17 protein-coding genes are annotated in these 20,601 nt (G+C 60.7%); 10 read left to right on the top strand and 7 right to left on the bottom strand.

Going from position 1 to position 20,601, the window contains the following annotated elements; genetic code table 11:
• Window positions 1-66 precede the first annotated feature (66 nt).
• The 3 genes from ACOYA6_RS18240 to lsrR all read right to left on the bottom strand — a co-directional run bounded on the left by ACOYA6_RS18240 (window position 67) and on the right by lsrR (window position 5,098).
• Window positions 67-2,088, bottom strand: a complete 2,022-nt coding sequence (locus tag ACOYA6_RS18240) for an NADPH-dependent 2,4-dienoyl-CoA reductase (protein WP_139563679.1) — start codon at window positions 2,086-2,088, stop codon at window positions 67-69.
• A gap of 370 nt (window positions 2,089-2,458) precedes the next feature.
• A complete protein-coding gene (gene lsrK, locus ACOYA6_RS18235; RefSeq protein ID WP_223074572.1) occupies window positions 2,459-4,093 on the bottom strand; it encodes an autoinducer-2 kinase in 1,635 nt (544 codons plus the stop codon).
• A gap of 33 nt (window positions 4,094-4,126) precedes the next feature.
• Window positions 4,127-5,098, bottom strand: a complete 972-nt coding sequence (gene lsrR, locus ACOYA6_RS18230; protein ID WP_039031708.1) for a transcriptional regulator LsrR — start codon at window positions 5,096-5,098, stop codon at window positions 4,127-4,129.
• A 214-nt stretch (window positions 5,099-5,312) separates the two neighbouring features.
• Between lsrR and lsrA the strand changes: the two genes are divergently transcribed.
• Genes lsrA through lsrG form a run of 6 tightly spaced genes read left to right on the top strand, consistent with a single transcriptional unit; the run spans window position 5,313 to window position 10,998 of the window.
• Complete coding sequence (gene lsrA / locus ACOYA6_RS18225; RefSeq protein WP_138370277.1) at window positions 5,313-6,800, top strand: autoinducer 2 ABC transporter ATP-binding protein LsrA; 1,488 nt, start codon at window positions 5,313-5,315, stop codon at window positions 6,798-6,800.
• Window positions 6,797-7,828, top strand: coding sequence for an autoinducer 2 ABC transporter permease LsrC (gene lsrC / locus ACOYA6_RS18220; RefSeq protein WP_039031710.1), 1,032 nt, complete (start codon window positions 6,797-6,799; stop codon window positions 7,826-7,828). The genes lsrA and lsrC overlap by 4 nt, the downstream gene beginning before the upstream one ends.
• Complete coding sequence (gene lsrD / locus ACOYA6_RS18215) at window positions 7,829-8,806, top strand: autoinducer 2 ABC transporter permease LsrD (protein WP_039031711.1); 978 nt, start codon at window positions 7,829-7,831, stop codon at window positions 8,804-8,806.
• Window position 8,807: 1 nt separating this feature from the next.
• Window positions 8,808-9,809: an autoinducer 2 ABC transporter substrate-binding protein LsrB gene (gene lsrB / locus ACOYA6_RS18210; protein ID WP_039031712.1), complete on the top strand. Its 1,002-nt coding sequence runs from the start codon at window positions 8,808-8,810 to the stop codon at window positions 9,807-9,809.
• A gap of 11 nt (window positions 9,810-9,820) precedes the next feature.
• On the top strand, window positions 9,821-10,708 hold the full coding sequence (gene lsrF, locus ACOYA6_RS18205; protein ID WP_422655171.1) for a 3-hydroxy-5-phosphonooxypentane-2,4-dione thiolase: 888 nt from the start codon (window positions 9,821-9,823) through the stop codon (window positions 10,706-10,708).
• The gene (lsrG, locus tag ACOYA6_RS18200) at window positions 10,705-10,998 is read left to right on the top strand and encodes a (4S)-4-hydroxy-5-phosphonooxypentane-2,3-dione isomerase (protein WP_039031714.1); all 294 of its coding nucleotides are present in this window, start codon (window positions 10,705-10,707) and stop codon (window positions 10,996-10,998) included. The genes lsrF and lsrG overlap by 4 nt, the downstream gene beginning before the upstream one ends.
• 145 nt (window positions 10,999-11,143) lie before the next feature.
• Here the strand turns inward: lsrG and ACOYA6_RS18195 are convergent, their stop codons facing one another.
• On the bottom strand, window positions 11,144-11,833 hold the full coding sequence (locus tag ACOYA6_RS18195; RefSeq protein ID WP_422655170.1) for a B3/B4 domain-containing protein: 690 nt from the start codon (window positions 11,831-11,833) through the stop codon (window positions 11,144-11,146).
• Between the two features lie 42 nt (window positions 11,834-11,875).
• Here ACOYA6_RS18195 and ACOYA6_RS18190 point away from each other — a divergent pair, with 42 nt between their 5' ends.
• Window positions 11,876-12,478, top strand: a complete 603-nt coding sequence (locus ACOYA6_RS18190; protein ID WP_422655169.1) for a helix-turn-helix domain-containing protein — start codon at window positions 11,876-11,878, stop codon at window positions 12,476-12,478.
• A gap of 147 nt (window positions 12,479-12,625) precedes the next feature.
• On the opposite strand, the gene ygjG is transcribed toward ACOYA6_RS18190, so the two are convergent.
• Window positions 12,626-14,005 (bottom strand): putrescine aminotransferase, encoded by a 1,380-nt coding sequence (ygjG, locus tag ACOYA6_RS18185; protein ID WP_223074578.1) that lies wholly within the window; start codon window positions 14,003-14,005, stop codon window positions 12,626-12,628.
• Window positions 14,006-14,436: 431 nt separating this feature from the next.
• On the opposite strand from ygjG, the gene ACOYA6_RS18180 reads away from it, so the two are divergent.
• Entirely contained in the window at window positions 14,437-15,957 is a 1,521-nt protein-coding gene (locus ACOYA6_RS18180) for a methyl-accepting chemotaxis protein (protein WP_039031718.1), read from the top strand.
• A 337-nt stretch (window positions 15,958-16,294) separates the two neighbouring features.
• A complete protein-coding gene (locus ACOYA6_RS18175) occupies window positions 16,295-17,845 on the top strand; it encodes a methyl-accepting chemotaxis protein (RefSeq protein WP_422655168.1) in 1,551 nt (516 codons plus the stop codon).
• Here ACOYA6_RS18175 and ACOYA6_RS18170 read toward each other — a convergent pair.
• Complete coding sequence (locus ACOYA6_RS18170; RefSeq protein WP_223074579.1) at window positions 17,842-18,387, bottom strand: PadR family transcriptional regulator; 546 nt, start codon at window positions 18,385-18,387, stop codon at window positions 17,842-17,844. The genes ACOYA6_RS18175 and ACOYA6_RS18170 overlap by 4 nt on opposite strands.
• A gap of 236 nt (window positions 18,388-18,623) precedes the next feature.
• Between ACOYA6_RS18170 and ACOYA6_RS18165 the strand changes: the two genes are divergently transcribed.
• Window positions 18,624-19,388, top strand: coding sequence for a siderophore-interacting protein (locus ACOYA6_RS18165; protein ID WP_422655167.1), 765 nt, complete (start codon window positions 18,624-18,626; stop codon window positions 19,386-19,388).
• Here the strand turns inward: ACOYA6_RS18165 and ACOYA6_RS18160 are convergent, their stop codons facing one another.
• On the bottom strand, window positions 19,389-20,558 hold the full coding sequence (locus ACOYA6_RS18160; protein ID WP_422655166.1) for a coiled-coil domain-containing protein: 1,170 nt from the start codon (window positions 20,556-20,558) through the stop codon (window positions 19,389-19,391).
• Window positions 20,559-20,601: the final 43 nt, after the last annotated feature.

Here is a 20,601-nt window from a genome sequence, read left to right as displayed (position 1 = left end):
GGCGCTTCGCTTACCGGGCCTACGGTCTTGTAGGCCGGTGCAAGCGCAGCGCCGCCCGGCAATGTTCTAGATCTCCAACGCTAATTTCGTCCCCTGGGCAATCGCCCGCCGGGCATCGAGCTCCATCGCCACGTCGCACCCGCCAATCAAATGCACCGTTTTGCCCGCCTCGCGCAGCGGCTCCGCCAGATCGCGCTTCGGCTCCTGACCGGCACACAAAATCACATTATCCACGCGCAACAGCTGCGGTTCACCGCCGATCAGCACATGCAATCCTTCGTCGTCGATCTTCTGGTAACTCACCGCCGGGATCATCTTCACGCCGCGGGCGAGAAGGGTGGCGCGGTGGATCCAGCCGGTAGTTTTACCCAGCCCTTCGCCCGGCTTGCTGGCCTTGCGCTGCAGCATCACGATCTGGCGCGGGCTTTTCGGCAGTTGCGGTCCTTCCGGGCGCAAACCGCCCACCTGGTTCAGGCTGGTGTCGATGCCCCATTCCGCGCAGAACTCCGCGATATTCTGGCTGGTGGCCTCGCCCGCCTGGCTCAGGTACATGGCGGTATCAAAGCCGATCCCGCCGCAGCCGATAATCGCTACGCGATCTCCCACCGGCGCCTTGTCGCGCAGCACGTCGAGATAGCTCAGCACTTTCGGGTGTGAGACGCCCTCGATCTCAGGCGTTCGCGGGGCGATCCCGCTGGCGAGGATCGTCTCGTCAAAGTCGAGCAGATCTTCCGCGCCCACCCACTGGTTGAGCCGCAGATCCACGCCGGTAATGTCGATCATCCGCCGGTAGTAGCGCAGCGTCTCGTAGAACTCCTCTTTGCCGGGGATCTGCTTGGCGATATTAAACTGCCCGCCGATCTCAGGGAGCGCGTCAAACAGCGTCACGCTGTGGCCGCGCGACGCGGCATTCACCGCAAACGCCAGCCCCGCCGGGCCTGCGCCCACCACCGCCAGCCGCTTTTTATTCACAGCAGGCACGATCGGCATGCGGGTTTCGTGACAGGCGCGCGGGTTGACCAGGCAGGAGGTGACTTTGCCGACGAAAATCTGATCCAGGCAGGCCTGGTTGCAGCCAATACAGGTGTTGATCTCATCCGCCCGACCGCTCTGCGCTTTCGACAGCAGCTCGGCGTCGGCAAGGAATGGCCGCGCCATCGACACCATATCGGCATCGCCGCGTGAGATCACATCGTCTGCCACCTGAGGATCGTTAATGCGGTTGGTGGTCACCAGCGGGATCGACACCTTGCCCTTCAGCCTGCGGGTGACCCAGCTGAACGCCGCGCGCGGCACCGGGGTGGCGATGGTCGGGATGCGCGCCTCGTGCCAGCCGATCCCGGTGTTGATGATGGTTGCCCCGGCCGCCTCAATGGCCTGCGCCAGCTGGACGGTTTCGTCGAAGGTGCCGCCGCCCTCCACCAGGTCGAGCATCGACAGGCGGAAGATAATAATAAAATCGCTCCCGGCGCGCTCGCGCACGGCACGCACCACTTCGACGGCGAAGCGCATCCGACGAGCGTAGTCGCCGCCCCATTCGTCGTCGCGCTGGTTGGTGCGGGCGGCGAGGAATTCGTTTATCAGATAGCCTTCGGAGCCCATCACCTCCACGCCGTCGTAGCCCGCTTCCCGCGCCAGGGCCGCGCAGCGGGCAAAGTCGTCGATCAGGGTCAGGATCTCATCGTGAGTCAGGGCGTGGGGCTTAAAACGGTTGATCGGAGCCTGGATCGCCGACGGGGCCACCGGGTCAGGCTGATAGCTGTAGCGCCCGGTATGCAGAATTTGCAGGGCGATTTTGCCGCCCTGCTGGTGGACGGCATCGGTGACGATCCGGTGGTGGGGCAACTGCGCCGCATCGTTCAGCACCGCGCCGCCCTCCATCCCGACGCCGGAGGGGGCAGGGGCCACGCCGCCGGTGACGATCAGCGCCACGCCGTGACGGGCGCGCTCGGCGTAGAACGCGGCCAGCCGCTGTGCGCCGTCCGGCCGCTCCTCCAGCCCGGTATGCATCGAGCCCATTAACACGCGGTTTTTGAGCGTGGTGAACCCCAGATCGAGGGGGGCGAATAACGACGGGTAGCGGCTCATAGTCTCTTCCAGTGTAAAATTATTGTTATGTGGTCGGATGAGTTAGTAATTTAGCCAGCACGGAGTAAAAGGGAAAAGGGGAATGCGGTGATTGTGATGGGATTCAAAGATTACCCCTCACCCTAGCCCTCTCCCCATAGGGGAGAGGGAACAGGCGGGTGCGGTCTTACAGAGTGGGCCCGGTCGGTATTTCTCCCTCTGACAGTCGGGTGCGGTCTTACAGAGTGGGCTCGGTCGGCATTTCTCCCTCTGACAGTCGGGTGCGGTCTTACAGAATGGGCTCGGTCGGTATTTCTCCCTCTGACAGTCGGGTGCGGTCTTACAGAGTGGGCCCGGTCGGTATTTCTCCCTCTGACAGTCGGGTGCGGTCTTACAGAGTGGGCTCGGTCGGCATTTCTCCCTCGCCCCTTTGGGGAGAGGGCCGTGGTGAGGGGGATGTCCGCACCAGTCCCGGCGCCTGCCACATCGAAGTGGTCAGCCCGCTGTCCACTAGCCCGAGCTGATCGGCGTACACCGCCTGCCATTTCTGCATCATGCCGTCGTACAGCTCCCGGTGCGCCGGATTCGGGGTGAACTCCCGGCTCCATTTCACCAGCTTCTCCCCGGTGGCGGCCATATCGCTATACAGCCCGGCGCCGGTTCCGGCGGCAATGGCGCAGCCGAGCGCGGTAGCCTCTTTCACTTCCGGCACGCGCACCGGCAGGCCGGTGACATCGCTTAAGATCTGGCTCCACAGCGTCCCTTTCGCACCACCGCCGGCAAACACCAGACCGTCAAAGACCACGCCGGAGAACTGCGAAATCTGCGCCAGGTTGCAGGCGGAGACAATCGCCGCGTTCTCCTCCAGGGCGCGGAACAGGGTGGCCTTGTTGCATTTTTCCGGGTCGATGGAGAGGTTAATAAACGACGGCGCAGCGTGATACCACTGCTTAAAGTGCATGGCGTCGGAGAAGATTGGCATCACCCCGTGAGAGCCCGCCGGCACCCGGCTGGCCATCTCCTCCATCAGGGCGTAAGTGTCCATCCCCATCCGCTCGGCAATCAGTTTCTCTTCGGCGCAGAAGGCGTCGCGGAACCAGCGCATGGTCAGCCCGGTAAAGAAGCTGATCGACTCCGCCTGCGCCATCCCCGGGATCACGTGCGGGTTCACGCGGATGTTCATCTGCGGATCGGTGCGCACCTGCGGCAGGTTAACCACCTGCTGCCAGAAGGTGCCCCCCAGCACCGCGGTTTGCCCGGCGCGCACCACGCCCAGCCCCAGACAGCCCAGCTGCACGTCGCCGCCGCCCATCACCACCGGGGTGCCCTCCCGCAGGCCCGACTGTTGCGCGGCTTCGTGGGTGACAGCGCCGAGCAGGGTGCCGGTCTCTTTTACCGGGGAGAGAATATCGGCCCTTAGCCCGGCCATATCCAGCAGTGCCGGACGCCAGTCGCGGGAGAACAGATCTAACATGCCGGTGGTGCCCGCGTTGGAAGGGTCAACGGCAAGCTCGCCGGAGAGCTTCGCCGCCAGCCAGTCGCTGATCATGGTGATGGTTGCGGCTTTGCGGTAGATGTCCGGGCGATGGTGCGCCAGCCACAGCAGGCGGGGCATGGCGCTCAGGGCCAGGGTCTGGCCGGAGACGTCATAGACTTCGGATTCAAAGCGGTAGTCGTGGATCTCTTTGAGTTCAGCCACTTCGCGGCTGGCGCGGGCATCGACGTTGGCGCAGGCCCAGATGGCTTCGCCGTTGCGGTCGTACAGGACAATCCCCTCGCGCATTGAGCAGCAGGCGACGGACTGAATATCCGCTGCGCCAAGGTGCGCCCGCTCCAGCGCCTGATGGATACACTGGCAGGCCAGCCGCCAGTTGGTGTCGAGGTCGAACTCCATCGAGCCGGGGACGTTCTCCACGCTCAGGTGCTTCCACTCGGCCTGGCCGACGGCTATCTGGTTGCCCTGCAGATCGAAAATTACGGCGCGAACGCTGCCTGTCCCTGCATCTAACGCTAAAAGGTAACTCATGAGCTTGCCTCAATGTTAGCGCAGGGCCGGGCCTTAACTCGCCAGAGCCAGCACCGCGCGGGCTGTCGTCTCTTCCGTCACCAGGCCATTGATACGGCGACCCTTCAGTGCGGCATAAATCGCATCGGCTTTCTCTTCTCCTCCGGCGACGCCAACGATGGTGGGCAGCTGCGCCAGTTCATCGAGGGTGACGCCCAGTAATTCACGGTGGATCTCCAGTTCAGGGACCCGTTCGCCCTCGGCATTGAGGAAATAGCCCAGAATGTCGCCCACCGCCCCCCGGCGGGCAAACATCAGCTGTTCCCCTTCGCTGATATAGCCGGAGCGCAATATGGTGGCATCCCGGCGCTGGTTCACGGCGCCAATCCCGACGACCGCTGCATCGGCGGCGGTGGCGGCGAGGATCACATCCCGCACGCTGGTTTCCCGCTTCAAAATCCCGGCCACTTCTGCAGACGACACCCGCAGCGGGGCGGGGATCATGCTGACGCTGCAGGCGGCATCCAGCTGGCCGATGCCGGTCATATAGGGCCCGACGCCGCCGGAAAGGGTCACCAACCGCACCTGCTGGGAGCTGATAAAGCCGCTTAAGTGCTGAATACAGCTCATGGTGGTTTCACCAAATCCCACTGCCAGCAGCTGGCCGGGTTCCAGCACGCCCATTAACGACTGCGCGGCGCCAATGCCTAAGCGCACGCTCATCGCCGGGGTATTCAGCGCAGGCAGCACGCGGACCAGCTTCAGGCCAAAACGCTGCTGAAGCTCGGTCTCCAGCCCCAGGCATCCTTCGTAGCGGGAGTTAATCTGCACCCGGATCACCCCGGACTGTCGGCCCTTCTCCAGCAGACGCGAAATCTTGAGCCGCGGCAAACCCAGCCGCTCGCCAATATCATTCTGCGTCAGGCCGTCGTGGTAGTAGCACCACGCCACGCGCGCCACCAGTTCTTCTTCCGATAGCGCCAGTCCGGCAAATCGTCCCTCTTCGGCAACGCGTTTCTCGCCCATATTTGAACTCTTATCAAAATTTAGATCATATGTTCGCTTTGCCGCGGCTTGAATCTGTGAGCCACACGGCAAAACGGATATTCCGGAATGTTTCAGCTTTATCGGGATCCTATCGATAAAACTGTGATCCCTGCACGGTTGTAAATATAGTTCACCGTCTACGCTTTTGAACATTATTAATTTCAAAAATCATTTGTTCAATAGCGGAGCGGTAATGACAGCACTTATCGAGGCGCGCGGGATCCAGAAGCAGTTCTCCGGCGTTCCAGTATTGAAAAACATTGATTTCACTCTGCTTGCAGGTCAGGTGCACGCCCTGATGGGCGGCAACGGGGCCGGGAAATCCACGCTGATGAAGATTGTCGCCGGGGTCGAAACACCCGACAGCGGTGAACTTTCTATTGCCGGCCGTCCTTTTGCTCGTCTCAAACCGGGTCAGGCGCATGCGCTTGGCATCTATCTGGTGCCGCAGGAGCCGATGCTGTTTCCCAATCTCAGCGTGCGCGAGAACATTCTCTTCCGCCTGCCGCGCGGCCAGGCCACCGCCCAGCGTCTGGCCGAGAAGCTGGCGCAGCTCCAGTGCCAGCTCAACCTGGATGCCGCCGCCAGCACCCTGGAGGTGGCGGATCAGCAGATGGTGGAGATCCTGCGCGGGCTGATGCGCGAGGCGAAGATATTGATCCTCGATGAACCCACCGCCTCGCTGACGCCGGGGGAGACGGAGCGCCTGTTCCGCCAGATCCGCGCGCTACAGGGGACGGGCGTCGGGATTGTCTTTATCTCCCACAAGCTGCCCGAGATCCGCCAGCTCGCCAGCCACGTCTCGGTGATGCGCGACGGAGCCATCGTGCTGAGCGGCGAAACCGCAGACTACGACGATAACGCCCTGATCGCCGCCATGACTCCGGTCAGCCGCGACAGAAGCTTAAGCGACACGCAAAAGCTGTGGCTGGCACTGCCGGGCAATCGCCGCACTCAGGCCCAGGATTTTCCGGTACTGCGGGTGGAGGCGCTCACCGGGGAGGGGTTTATCGACCTGAGCCTGGAGATTTACGCCGGGGAGATTGTCGGCCTCGCCGGATTGGTGGGCTCCGGGCGCACCGAGTTCGCCGAAACGCTCTACGGCCTGCGCCCGCCCCGTGGCGGGAAGATCTGGCTTGAGAACCAGCAGATCGATAAGGATCCGGTCAGCGCCCGGCTGGAGAAAGGGCTGGTCTATCTCCCGGAAGACCGGCAGGTGTCCGGCCTGTTCCTGGATGCGCCGGTTCGCTGGAACACGGTGGCGCTGAACGAGCCCTCCCTCTGGCAGCAGCGCAAACGCGAGGCGGCGGTGGTGGAGCGCTATCACCGGGCGCTGGGGATCAAACTCAATAGTCCCGATCAGACCGTGCGCACCCTGTCGGGAGGCAATCAGCAGAAGGTGCTGCTGGCGCGCTGTCTGGAAGCCAATCCGCTGCTGCTGATCGTCGATGAACCGACCCGCGGGGTGGACGTCTCCGCCCGGGCCGATATCTACCAGTTGATTAAAAGCGTGGCGGCGCAAAACGTGGCGGTGCTGATGATCTCCAGCGACATGGACGAGTTCCCGGGTCTCGCGGATCGGGTGCTGGTGATGCATCAGGGGGTGCTCAGCGGGGAACTGCCGCGCCACGCCGTCAGCCTCGATCGCATGATGGCCCTGGCCTTTGGAGGGCAGGCATGAAAACACTCCTGAAAAACCGCGAGCTCAGCGCGCTGCTGGCGATCCTCGCCCTGTTTGTGGTGCTGGTGGCGCTCAACCCGGCCTACCTCAGTTTGCAGACCCTGGGGATGATCTTCGCCAGCTCGCAAATTCTGATCCTGCTGGCTCTCGGGGCGGGGCTGGTGATGCTTACCCGCAATATCGACGTGTCGGTCGGTTCCATTGTCGGGCTGTGCGCCATTGCCGTGGGCGTGGCGCTGAATAATGGCTACGGCCTGGCGGTGGCGATCCTGTTTGCGCTGGCTATCGGCGCGCTGGCGGGGGCCTTCAACGGCCTGCTGGTGGTGGGGCTGCGTATTCCGGCGATTGTCGCCACCCTCGGCACGCTGGGACTCTATCGCGGGGCGATGCTGCTCTGGACCGACGGGAAGTGGATCGAAGGCCTGCCGGTGAGCCTGAAATCCCTGTCGGAGCCGGTGGCGCTCGGGATATCCCCGCTGGGGATGGTGGTGCTGGCCTTTGCCGCCGTTGGGGCCTGGACGCTGTCGCGCACCGCCTTTGGCCGGGATTTTTACGCCGTCGGGGATAACCTCGCCGCCGCCCGCCAGCTGGGCGTGGCGGTCAACCGCACCCGGATGGCGGCCTTTACCCTTAACGGCGTGCTGGCGGCCTGCGCCGGGATCGTCTTTGCCGCGCAGATCGGCTTCGTGCCGAACCAGACCGGCAGCGGGCTGGAGATGAAAGCCATCGCCGCCTGCGTGCTGGGGGGCATCTCCCTGCTCGGCGGCACCGGCACCTTAATCGGCGCCCTGCTGGGGGCCTTCTTCCTGACCCAGATCGACACCGTGCTGGTGCTGTTCCGCCTACCGGCCTGGTGGAACGACTTTATCGCCGGGCTGGTGCTGCTGGGGGTGTTGGTGCTCGACGGACGGCTGCGCCAGGCGCTGGCGCGTCATCAGCGGGCGCTGAAGTACAGCCGATTCCAGCCGGGAAACAAAGGGGGAAAGCACGTCACCCCGTTTCCCAAACGCAAAAAAGAGGTGGCGTAAATGAAGCTTAACTGGGAGTGGGCGCTGCTGCTTTTACTGGTGCTGGAGATCCTGCTGTTCGGCACCCTCAATCCGCGGATGCTCGACATCAACATGCTGCTGTTCAGCACCAGCGACTTTATCTGTATCGGCATCGTGGCTCTGCCGCTGACATTAGTGATCATCAGCGGCGGGATCGACATCTCGCTCGGCTCCACCATTGGCCTGTGCGCCATCGCGCTGGGGGTGATGATGCAGTCCGGCGTGCCGATGGTGGCGGCGATCCCGCTCACCCTGCTGCTCGGGCTGCTGTGCGGGCTGTTTAACGCGGCGTTGATTCACTACACCGGGATCAGCCCGCTGGTGATCACCCTCGGTACGCTCTACCTGTACGGCGGCGGGGCGCTGCTGCTCTCGGGCATGGCCGGGGCCACCGGGTATGAAGGCATTGGCGGCTTCCCGGAGAGCTTCACGGCCTTTGCTAACCTCACCGTGCTGGGGCTGCCCATCCCGCTGGTGCTGTTCGCGGTGATTACCTTCTTCTTCTGGCTTATTACCCATCGCGGGCGCTTTGGCCGACATCTGTTTCTGATTGGGCAGAACCCGCGCGCGGCGCGCTATGCGGCGCTGTCGGTCAACGGCATGCCCTACGCCCTGTATGGCCTGGTGGGGATAGCCTCGGCGATTGCCGCGCTGGTGATGGTCTCCTATTTCGGCTCGGCGCGCTCCGATTTAGGGCGCGATCTGCTGATGCCGGCGCTCACCGCCGCGGTGCTGGGTGGGGCGAATATTTATGGCGGTTCAGGTTCGGTATTAGGTACTGCGCTGGCGGCATTGCTGGTGGGGTATCTGCAACAGGGGTTACAGATGGTCGGCATCCCCAACCAGGTGTCGAGCGCGCTGTCAGGGGCGCTGTTGGTTGTGGTGGTGATGGGACGTTCACTGAGTCTGCACCGTGAATGGGTGCGATCTCTCTTCACAAAACTACCCGGAGCGTAAGATGAAAATAAAACTGATGGTGCTGGCAGTGGCGTTAAGCGTGGCAACGGCCCAGGCGGCGGATCGCATCGCGTTTATCCCGAAACTGGTGGGCGTCGGCTTCTTTACCAGCGGTGGCAACGGCGCGAAAGAGGCGGGTAAAGCGCTGGGAACGGACGTCACCTACGATGGCCCGACCGAGCCGAGCGTCTCCGGGCAGGTGCAGCTGATCAATAACTTCGTCAACCAGGGCTACAACGCCATTATCGTCTCGGCGGTGTCGCCGGACGGGCTCTGCCCGGCGCTGAAGCGCGCCATGCAGCGCGGGGTGAAAGTGCTGACCTGGGACTCCGACACCAAACCGGAGTGCCGCAGCATCTACATCAACCAGGGCACCCCGGAACAGCTCGGCGGCCTGCTGGTGGAGATGGCCTCGAAGCAGGTGACCAAACCGGATGCCAAAGTGGCGTTCTTCTACTCCAGCCCCACCGTCACCGATCAGAACCAGTGGGTGAAAGAGGCGAAAGCCAAAATCGCCAAAGATCATCCCCAGTGGCAGATCGTCACCACCCAGTTTGGCTATAACGATGCCACCAAATCCCTGCAGACCGCCGAAGGGATCTTAAAAGCCTATCCGGATCTGGATGCGATCATCGCCCCGGACGCCAACGCCCTGCCAGCGGCCGCCCAGGCGGCAGAAAACCTGAAGCGTGAAGGGGTAGCGATTGTCGGCTTCAGCACGCCAAACGTGATGCGTCCGTACGTGGAGCGCGGGACGGTAAAAGCCTTTGGCCTGTGGGACGTGGTACAGCAGGGCAAAATTGCGGTCAATGTCGCCGATCGTTTGCTGAAAAAAGGCGATCTTAACGTGGGCGACAGCGTGGAGATCAAAGATATCGGCGCCCTGAAGGTCGAGCCGAACAGCGTGCAGGGCTATCAGTATGAAGCGAAAGGCAACGGCATCGTGCTGCTGCCGGAGCGGGTGGTGTTCACCAAAGAGAACATCAACAACTACGACTTCTGACGGGAGAGAACATGGCTGATTTAGACGACATCAAAGAGGGTAAGAACTTTGGCATCGACCGACCGCAGCAGAACGTGCCTTTCACCCTGAAAGGGTGCGGGGCGCTGGACTGGGGGATGCAGTCCCGCATGGCGCGGATCTTCAACCCCAACAGCAACCGCACGGTGATGCTGGCCTTCGATCACGGCTATTTCCAGGGGCCGACCACCGGGCTTGAGCGTATCGATCTCTCCATCGCGCCGCTGTTCGGTGAAACCGACGTGCTGATGTGTACCCGCGGGATCCTCAGGAGCACCGTGCCGCCCGCCACCAATAAACCGGTGGTGCTGCGCGCCTCCGGGGGCAACTCGATGCTCGGCGAGCTCTCCAATGAGTGCGTGGCGGTGGCGATGGAGGATGCCCTGCGCCTCAACGTCTGCGCGGTGGCGGCGCAGGTCTATATCGGCAGCGAGTATGAGCATCAGTCGATCAACAACATCATCAAGCTGGTGGATGCAGGCAGTCGCTACGGCATGCCGACCCTGGCGGTGACCGGGGTGGGCAAAGAGATGGCCCGGGATGCGCGCTACTTCTCCCTCGCCAGCCGTATCGCCGCCGAGATGGGGGCCCAGTTCGTCAAAACCTATTTTGTGGAAGAGGGATTCGAAAAAGTGACCGCCAGCTGCCCGGTGCCGATTGTGATCGCCGGCGGGAAAAAGCTGCCGGAGCAGGAGGCGCTGGAGATGTGCTTCCGCGCCATCGACCAGGGCGCGTCGGGCGTCGACATGGGACGCAATATCTTCCAGTCCAGCGCGCCGCTGGCGATGCTGAAGGCGGTGAAGAAAGTGGTACACGAGAAGATGAGCGCCCGCGAGGCGTATCAGTTCTGGCAGGAAGAAAAACAGGGAGAAGGGCAATGAACGTGACGTTAGTGGAGATCAACATTAAGCCGGATAAGGTGGATGAGTTTTTGCAGGTGTTTCGCGCCAACCACGAAGGAGCGATCCAGGAGCCGGGCAATTTGCGCTTCGACGTGCTGCAGGATCCGCGGGTGAAAACCCGGTTCTTTATCTACGAAGCCTATAAGGATGAAGAGGCGGTGGCGGCGCATAAAAAGACCCCGCACTATCTGGCATGCGTGGAACAGCTTGAGGATTTGATGTCGGAGCCGCGTAAAAAACGGTGTTTCGTTGGGTTGATGCCAGAGTAAGGGTTGTGCGGTTTGTTGCCCGGTGGCGCTGCGCTACCGGGCCTGTGGGATGGTGCGGTCTGTTGCCCGGTGGCGCTGCGCTTACCGGGCCTACAAAAGCAACGAATATCGTAGGCCGGGCAAGCGCAGCGCCGCCCGGCGTTTTTCAGGCCAGCTCCAGCAGCTGCAGCTGCGCCGTTGCCCCCGGCATCAATTTTTGCAGATGGCTGACCAGCTCATCCCCCGCCGCCTCCAGCGCCGTTAACGGCATCTCGGGCAGGCTTTCAAGAATAAACCACATGGTCTGCGCCTTGCTATCCAGGCGGGTACGCACCCCTTGTCGCCAGTTCCAGCGGCGGCAGGTCACCCCCAGGTCATCGCGCCAGATAACCTCTCCCGCATCGGGATGTTCCACGCTCGGCTGCCCCTCTTTGAAGGTATCAAAAGGTTCGCTGCCGTCGGCCAGGGTCAGGCGCGGGGCCCCGGTATACGCGGCGAGATTCTCCCCGCCCACCGGAATGGCGTAGCGGATGCTGATGGCATTGTAGATATCTACCACCGGATCGAGCGGCGGCAATGTGCCGTCTTTCAGGACCCGCTTGCGCAGGGCGCTGGCGGAGCAGGGCGTGCGTTTCGGTTTAGCGCCAAAGGCCTTGAACACCTCATCCCAGGCGGCGAGATGGGCATCAGCCCAGGCCACGTCATCGTTTAATACCTGCTGGCAGGCCTGGGCTAACACCGCTGGCGCAACCTCCGGCGCGGTAATCGGCGCAGCTTCAACCACAATGCTCAGTGCGCGGAACCCCGGCGCGATCCCGGCAAGGCGCGGGTCTATTGACGGCGTGAGAAGGGACATAAATAATCCTGTATTGACTGTTTTATACCATGGTAATGACCAATGACTGATAAAGTCAATATAATGACTGCAACGGGTGCCGATGTCGCCCAGGTAAGCCTGGCGGTGGCAAACCGTATCCGCAACTGGCGGAAAGAGAAAAAGCTGTCGCTGGATGAGCTGTCGCGCCGGGCCTGCGTCAGCAAAGGGATGCTGGTGGAGATCGAGAAAGGGGCGGCTAACCCCAGCATTGCGATCCTCTGCAAACTGGCGGCGGCGCTGGGCATATCGGTGGCGGACATCGTCAACGTCGCCAGCGAGCCGCAGGTGCACATTATCGAGGAAGCGGCGATCCCGGTGCTCTGGCAGGGTGAGAAGGGCGGTAGCGCCCGACTGCTGGCGGGCACCACTGGCCCGGACATGATTGAGCTCTGGCGATGGGAGATGCAGCCGGGAGAAAGCTTCAGCTCGCCAGGCCATCCGGCAGGGACATTTGAACTGCTTCACGTGGAGGCGGGCGTATTAACCCTGAAGGTGGAGGAGAGCGTTAATCAGGTGATTGCCGGTGCGTCGGCGGTGGCGAAAACCGACGCGGCGCATAGCTATGTAAACGACGGGGAGAGCGTGCTGCGGTTTACCATGACCGTGGCGGAATTTCACCGGTAACATTTGACATGCCGGGGGCGCTACGCTTGCCCGGCCTACAAAAACCAACGTCGTTGTGGCAGTTGTAGGCCCGGTAAGCGAAGCGCCACCGGGCAACAACAGGCACAGACTCGTAGGCCGGGCAAGCATCGCGCCGCCCGGCGTATTTTACGCTTCAGTCACGCTCACCCGCAGCGCTGCCAGCGCCTTGCGGGCCGCTTTCAGCACCAGCTCACACTGCTCAATGGTCAGCGTCAGCGGCGGTTCGATGCGGATCGTTTTCGAGTTGTTCAGCGTGCCTGCAACCAGCACCCGCTGGCGGAACATCTCGCTCGCGAAGCTGTAGCCGGTTTCGTTATCGACAAACTCAATAGCCATCAGCATCCCTTTACCGCGCGCATCCTGCACCAGGTCCGGGTACTCACGCCCGAGCTGGCGGAAGCCGTCCAGCAGCATGTCGCCTTTCTGCTCCGCCTGGGCGGGCAGGTTCTGCTCCAGCAGCACGTTGATGGTCGCCAGCGCTGCGGCACAGGCCAGCGGGTTGCCGCCAAAGGTGGTGGTGTGCAGGAAAGGGTTATCGAACAGCACCGAGAACACCTCTTCGGTGGCGACCGTGGCGCCAATCGGCATCACGCCGCCGCCCAGCGCTTTGGCGAGACACAGGATGTCCGGCTGCACGTTCTCATGCTCGCAGGCGAACATCTTGCCGGTGCGGCCCATGCCGGTCTGCACTTCGTCCAGGATCAGCAGCGCGCCAAACTCATCGCACAGCTGACGCACCGCGGGCAGGTAGCCCTGCGGAGGCAGGATCACGCCCCCTTCGCCCTGGATAGGCTCGAGGATCACCGCCGCCACGTCATCGCCGGTTTTACGGCATTCGCTCAGCATGGTGCGCATGGCGCTGATATCGCCGAACGGCACATGGCGGAAGCCCGGCAGCAGCGGCATAAAGGGTTTGCGGAAGGTGGATTTCGCCGTGGCAGAGAGGGCCCCCAGCGACTTGCCGTGGAAAGCACCGCTGGTGGCGATAAAGGTGAATTTCCCGCGCGGCGACTGGTACGCTTTGGCGAGTTTGATCGCCGCTTCGACCGATTCCGTGCCGCTGTTACAGAAGAAGCTGTATTTCAGTTTCCCCGGCGTCAGTGCCGCCAGCGTTTTTGCCAGCATCGCCCGTAAAGGGTCAAGCAGTTCCTGGCTATGAAGGGGTTGTTTTGCAAGCTGATTTTGTACGGCGGAAACCACTACTGGATTACGGTGCCCCACGTTGAAAATACCAAATCCACCCAGGCAATCTATAAACTCCTGTCCCTGGGTGTCGACAAGCGTATTCAGACTTCCTGCTTGCCACTCTACGGCTCCGTAATCCCCGCCTGCAGTAACAGATTTTCTGTATTCCAAAAACCCGGGATTTACATGCTCTTTGAAGTAATCAATCACCTCGCGGTTAAGTTGTTTCATCTCCTCATGATCAAGCGTTCGCTTCTCAATGAGATTCAGGGCGTGCGCGGTACAGGCAAGGGCCGACGCGCTGGAAGGTAACCTGTTCAAAATATGCTCCCGGGTATGGCGTATCACATGATACTGGATTAAGTATTGCAGGCTTTACGCCACATCCGGGGACTTAACAAAAATCGGGATAAACGCCAGGTTAAAATAATGTTACACAATATTTAATCATGCAAAACGGCAGCATGGCCGCTGCGACATGGAACTTTCAGATGCAGAGATGCCCGCTGGCAGTGCATTTGCCCTGTTTTAGGGCGGATATAGGCTGTATTGGGGGCAGACAGGGATCCTCCTTCAGGAGTAGTTGCGAATTGAAATCATTAGATATCAATAAATTAAAAAAACACACAAAAAATGCGGTTTAGTTGCGTTTTGCGATCTCAGGCATGTTTAACATCTAAAGATATGTTCGTTACCGCCGTAAAATATTTACGCCACAAAAATAACATTCAAGTAACCTGCAAGGGATGCCTATGTCGCCTCAACCGTTTGTCACGCAGTGTGAATATCCGCTGCAAGATGACACCACCCTGATGTCCACAACCGATCTGCACAGCTACATTACCCAGGCCAATGACACCTTTGTTCAGGTGAGCGGCTACACGCTGGCCGAACTCGTCGGGCAGCCGCACAACCTCGTTCGCCACCCGGACATGCCAAAAGCGGCCTTTGCCGACATGTGGTCCACCCTGCAACAGGGTGAGCCCTGGAGCGGCATCGTCAAAAACCGCCGTAAAAATGGCGATCACTACTGGGTGCGCGCCAACGCGGTGCCGATGGTGCGCAACGGCCAGACCACCGGGTATATGTCCATTCGCGTGAAGGCCACGCCGGAGGAGATTGCCGCCGTGGAGCCGCTGTATAAAGCCCTGAACGAAGGGCGCAGCAAAAAGCGGGTGCATAAGGGGCTGGTGGTTGCCAGAGGCTGGGCCGGTAAACTCCCGGCGATGCCGCTGCGCTGGCGGGTGCGTAGCGTGATGACGGCGCTGTTTGCCGTGCTGGCTGCGACCCTGTTCGCCACCGGGGCGGGCTGGGCGGCACTGGGCGCCAGCGCGCTGGTGATGCTGCTGGGAACCCTGCTGTTTGAACAGCAGATCGTGCGTCCGGTTGAAAACGTGGCGCGCCAGGCGCTGAAGGTGGCGACGGGCGAGCGCAACAGCGTGGAGCACCTTAACCGCAGCGACGAGCTGGGGCTGACCCTGCGGGCGGTCGGGCAGCTCGGCCTGATGTGCCGCTGGCTGATCAACGACGTCTCAAGCCAGGTGGTTAACGTGCGCGACGGCAGCGACCAGCTGGCGCGGGGCAACGACGACCTCAACGATCGCACGCACCAGACCGTCTCCAACGTGAAACAGACCGTCGAGACCATGAACCAGCTGGCGATGACCGTGCAGAGCAACACCCGAACCGCCGTCGATGCCGATAAACTCTCTATCGCCGCCAGCGACGCCGCCACCGAAGGCGGACACGCGATGCAGACGGTGGTCAAAACCATGGATGAGATTGCCGACAGCACCCAGCGTATCGGCTCCATCACCAAGCTGATTAACGACATCGCCTTCCAGACCAATATTCTGGCGCTGAATGCGGCGGTAGAAGCGGCCAGGGCAGGGGAGCAGGGCAAAGGCTTCGCGGTGGTGGCCGGAGAAGTACGTCATCTGGCCAGCCGCAGCGCCAATGCCGCCAACGATATCCGCAAGCTGATCGACGCCAGCGCCAGCAAAGTGCTGTCGGGCTCCGAGCAGGTTCATGCCGCTGGACGCACCATGGACGACATCGTCGAGAAAGTGCAGAACGTCACCCGACTGATCGCCGAGATCAGCCAGTCCACCTCCGAGCAGGCATCCGGCCTGTCGGAGCTGACCCGGGCGGTCGCTGAACTGGATTCGATTACCCAGAAAAACGCGGCGCTGGTCGAAACCAGCGCGCAGGTGTCGGCGATGGTGAAGCACCGGGCGAAACGTCTGGAAGATGCGGTCACCGTCCTGCACTGAGTCAGTCGTGTTCCAAAAAAGCCGTTTGCTCTGCGAGGAGCAAACGGCTTTTTATTTATGAGCTGTATTTCTTTTTATCGTTAGTTGTTAATTGAATATTAAATAACTAAAAAAAATCGCCTCAGTTTATTCTTTCTGCTTAAGTCTGTTTTCCCCAATGCTGTGTCAAAAAAGCCTGTTCCGGTGGTTACGTAACGATCGATGAGCCAGAATTAATAGCCAGTGCCTATCTATTAAGGTAGTTATGAAATAAAAAAGCGATCAAAGTCATAAAGTTAGCGATGAAGTTACCGATAACGCTGATCGTCTGAGAAATAATCACATCGATGGAGTAAATATGTTCTTACATGACGTAAAAATCGGCACGAAATTATTTCTGGCGTTTGGATTCTTTATTGTCCTGATGGGGATAAGTGCGAGTTTATCTCTGATGAGCCTTAACCGGGCAAATAACGGGATGCAATCCATCATCACCAGCGATTATCCCACCACGGTAAAAGCCAACCAGTTAATCGAAAACTTCCAGGAATTTATTAGCACTCAACAGCTGATGCTGCTGGACGACCAGGGCAAGTACACCGCGCAATCAGAGCAGCATCTGAAAGAGATCAGCGAGCGTATCACCCTGATCCTGGGTGAGCTGAACACGGCCCTGCAGGATGCTAAATCCCAGCAGGTGCTGAGCGATATCCGCGGGGTCCGCCAGCAGTATCTCGACTCCCGCTACCGCATCCTGCAGGCGGTACAGAGCAACGATCGGGCCGGGGCGATTCAGGAGATGATGACCAACACCCTCAGCCTGCAGCAGGCCTATAAGGCGAAGGTGCAGGAGCTGATTGCGATCCAGGACACCGAGATGCAGCGCGCGGGCGTGGAGGTGGACGGCGATTTCAAAAGCAACCGCCTGCTGCTGATCCTCATCACCCTGTTCAGCGTGGCGGTGGGCAGCCTGATGGGGTGGTTTATCGTGCGCTCGATTACCCGTCCGCTGGGCGAGGCGGTGGATTTTGCCCAGGCCATTGCCGAGGGCGATCTGACCCGCAGCATGGCCTCCCACGGGAAAGACGAAACCGGCCAGCTGCTGACGGCGCTGATGGAGATGAAAGTTCGTCTGCTGGAGATTGTGCAGCAGGTGCAGACCGGCTCGGAGAGTATCTCCAGCGCTGCGGCGCAGATTGTGGCGGGCAACCAGGATCTGGCTGCGCGAACCGAAGAGCAGGCCAGCTCCGTTGAACAAACGGCGGCGTCGATGGAGCAGATCACCGCGACGGTGAAAAACACCGCGTCACATACCGGGGAAGCGACGACCCTCTCGGCCGATGCGGCCAGGGTGGTGAAAAACAACGGCGAGATGATGCTGCAGGTCACCAGCAAAATGCGCCTGATCAACGAGACCTCCAACCGGATGTCCGACATCATCAACCTGATCGACTCCATTGCCTTCCAGACCAACATTCTGGCGCTGAACGCGGCGGTAGAAGCGGCCCGCGCGGGTGAGCACGGTCGCGGCTTTGCGGTGGTGGCCGGTGAGGTTCGCCAGCTGGCGCAGAAAAGCGCTACTTCGGCCAGCGAAATTCGCCAGCTGATTGAGAGCTCAACCAGCCAGACGCAGGACGGGATGGCGCTGGTGGAAAAAGCCAGCGGGCTGATCAATGGCATGGTGGGGAACGTGCAGGAGATGGACGTCATCCTGCGCGAAATTCGTCAGGCGAGCCATGAGCAGACGGAAGGCATTTCGCAGATCAACAGCGCCATTGGCCTGATTGATGCCACCACCCAGCAGAACTCCGCGCTGGTGGAAGAGTCCGTGGCGGCGGCATCCTCCCTTAACGATCAGGCGATGAACCTGAAAGAGCTGGTGAAGGTGTTCCGCGTGGCGACCGCTTAATCGAGCTGGGAGATCTCCAGCGCCGCGCGGTCAATTACGCCGATAATCTGTTTGATCTGCGCGTCGCTGGTCTCTTCCTGGTTTACCTTTAGATCCAGTACCGCTTTAAAGTTATCCAGCGCCCGCTTCATCTGCGGGTTTTTGCGCAGCTGGAAGCCCACGCAGCGCGCTTTGACGCGCTCCTGAATGTGCTCCAGATGTTCAATGTTTTCCTCCAGCCACTGCTGCCCGGCAACGGTAATCTCAATCTTTTTACGCCCGTTCTCCTCCTCGGTGAGGGTGATGAACTGCTGATCCTGCAGGAAATCCAGCGTCGGATAAATTACGCCCGGGCTTGGGGTGTAGTTGCCCTGGGTCAGGGTCTCAATCGCCTTAATCAGCTCGTAGCCGTGGCTGGCGTTGCGGGTCAGAATATCCAGGATCACCAGACGTAATTCGCCGTGACCAAAGAAGCGCTGGCGGCGGCCGCCGCCGTGATGGTGTTCGCCGCCGCGTCCGCGGTGGTGGTGCTCACGATTGTCGTGGCCATGTGAGTGTCGCATCGTCTTTCTCCGTATTTTTGATATATCTAATTTATATCTAAAACTTTAAAACTGGCAACACCCTGTTTGATATTTAATTTATTATATTGATTTATATGATTTTTAATTTGTTCTTTCAAATTTGCGTTCGCGATCGCTGACTATATCAAAAAAATTCTTGCAATCCGCTTTGTTAGCAATCATTATCATTTAACTTTCATTTTCGATATATCGTTTTCACATCACGAAGGCAAATTATGACCACTACCCGCTACCCCCAACGTGTCCGCAACGACCTGCGTTTTCGCGAGCTGAACGTGCTTCGCGTTGAGCGCGTCAGTGCCGGTTTTCAGCGCATCGTGTTAGGCGGCGAGGCGCTGGAGGGCTTCAGTTCCCGCGGCTTCGACGACCATTCCAAAGTCTTTTTCCCGGAACCGGGCACGACCTTTGTGCCGCCGGTGGTGACGGACGAGGGCGTTAACTGGGGCGACAGCGTGCGTCCGCAGGCGCGGGATTATACCCCGCTGTATGACGCGGCCCGTCACGAGCTGGCGCTCGACTTCTTTATCCACGACGGCGGAGTGGCAAGCCAGTGGGCGGTAGAGGCAAAGCCGGGGGATACACTCTCCATCGGCGGCCCGCGCGGTTCCCTGGTGGTGCCGGAAGATTACGCCTGGCAGCTCTACGTCTGCGATGAGTCGGGAATGCCCGCCCTGCGCCGCCGTCTGGAGGCGCTGCGCGCCCTGCCGGTGCGCCCGGAAGTGCATGCCGTGGTCACCGTCGGGGATGCCGCCTGTCAGGACTATCTCGCGCACCTGAGCGAGTTCAACATCACCTGGGTGGTGGGGCATAACGAGCAGGCGGTGGCGGATCGTCTGACCGCCCTCAGCGTGCCGGCGGAGGATTACTTCATCTGGCTGACCGGGGAAGGGAAGGTGGTGAAAAACCTGAGTCGCCTGTTTGAAACCGACGCCATCGATCAGAAGCTGGTGCGTGCCAGCGCGTACTGGCACGCCAAATAGTCAGGCCACGTCGTCGAGCTGCGCTTCGCTGACCTGATGTTCCAGCGAGGCGCGCACCTCACGTAAGGCTTTCTCCTGCTGGGCAAAATAAGTTTCCATATTGCTCAGCGAGGAGACCAGCAGCCAGGACTCCTCTTTTTCCAGCTCCGCCAGTTCGCTCACCAGGGTGTCGATCTGTTCGCGCACCTGGGCCATCTTTTTGCGGATACGCGTCAGATCGTTCAGCCTGTCGCTGGCCATCAGCGGCTCCAGCCCCTGATGCAGGCGGGCCACCAGGGAGCGGATCGCCTTCACGTCGCCACGCTGCTTCGCCTGGTTCAGCTGCACCATCATGGCGTTCGCCTCTTCTTTCAGCTCATCCGCCACCAGATCCGGATGACAGAGCTTGCTCGCCTGACGCCAGAGCCGTTTTAACTCGTTCTGATCCTCTTCTGAGAGATCCCGGCCCTTGCGCAGGCGGATTTCCGCCTCGTGCTGCTGCTCGCGGTATTTTTCATACTCGTCGTTGGCTTCGTCCCGCGCCTGGCGGGCGGGCTCCTCTTCCCGGGTTAAGCCGGTTTCCAGCTCCTGGGCTTCGGCCAGCAGGTTGGCAATCAGGTTGCTTTGCTGCTGCAGATGCTTGCGCGCGGCGGCGGCCTGCACCGAGTCGGCGGGCAGATCGCGCCAGTGTTGGGTCAGGGTGGTCAGCACCTCCACCGCCTGGGCAACGTACTGCTGGCAGCGGCGATAGTCCGCTTCCCGACGGCGGGTTTCCGCCTGCTGGCGGCGCAGATTGAGCTCTGCCAGCGTTTTGCGCAGGGCGAGGATCTGGCTCATCAGCGGGCCGAGGCGGGTGAGGTAGAGGTCGTTAAATTCATCCAGCTGCTGGACGCGGGCGTTGCGGCGATCGATGAGATCGCGCAGGCGCTCCTCCAGCGCCTTCAGCTCCAGCTTGCTGGCGGCAAGCTGCGGGTCGCGCCACGTGGCGACGGCGCGCTGGCTCTGTAACCAGCTGGCGATAGCGGTTAACGCCGCGGTGTAGTTTTTCTGCTCAAGCGCCACGACGATCGCCCGAAGCTCATCGTCAAAGGCTTCGCTTTTTAACCGTGCCAGCTGGCTCTCGATGATGTCGTCATCTTCAAGCTCAATGGCGTTTTTAATGATTTCCAGCCGTTTGATCGGTGTGCTCATGATGCTTTTCGCTTTGGCGCTTAAGTATTTGAGTTAAGGATAG

The sequence above is a fragment of the Leclercia barmai genome, assembly GCF_049312895.1.
In the GTDB taxonomy this organism is placed as follows: Bacteria; Pseudomonadota; Gammaproteobacteria; order Enterobacterales; family Enterobacteriaceae; genus Enterobacter; species Enterobacter barmai.
This window is presented reverse-complemented; position numbering and strand designations above follow the sequence as displayed.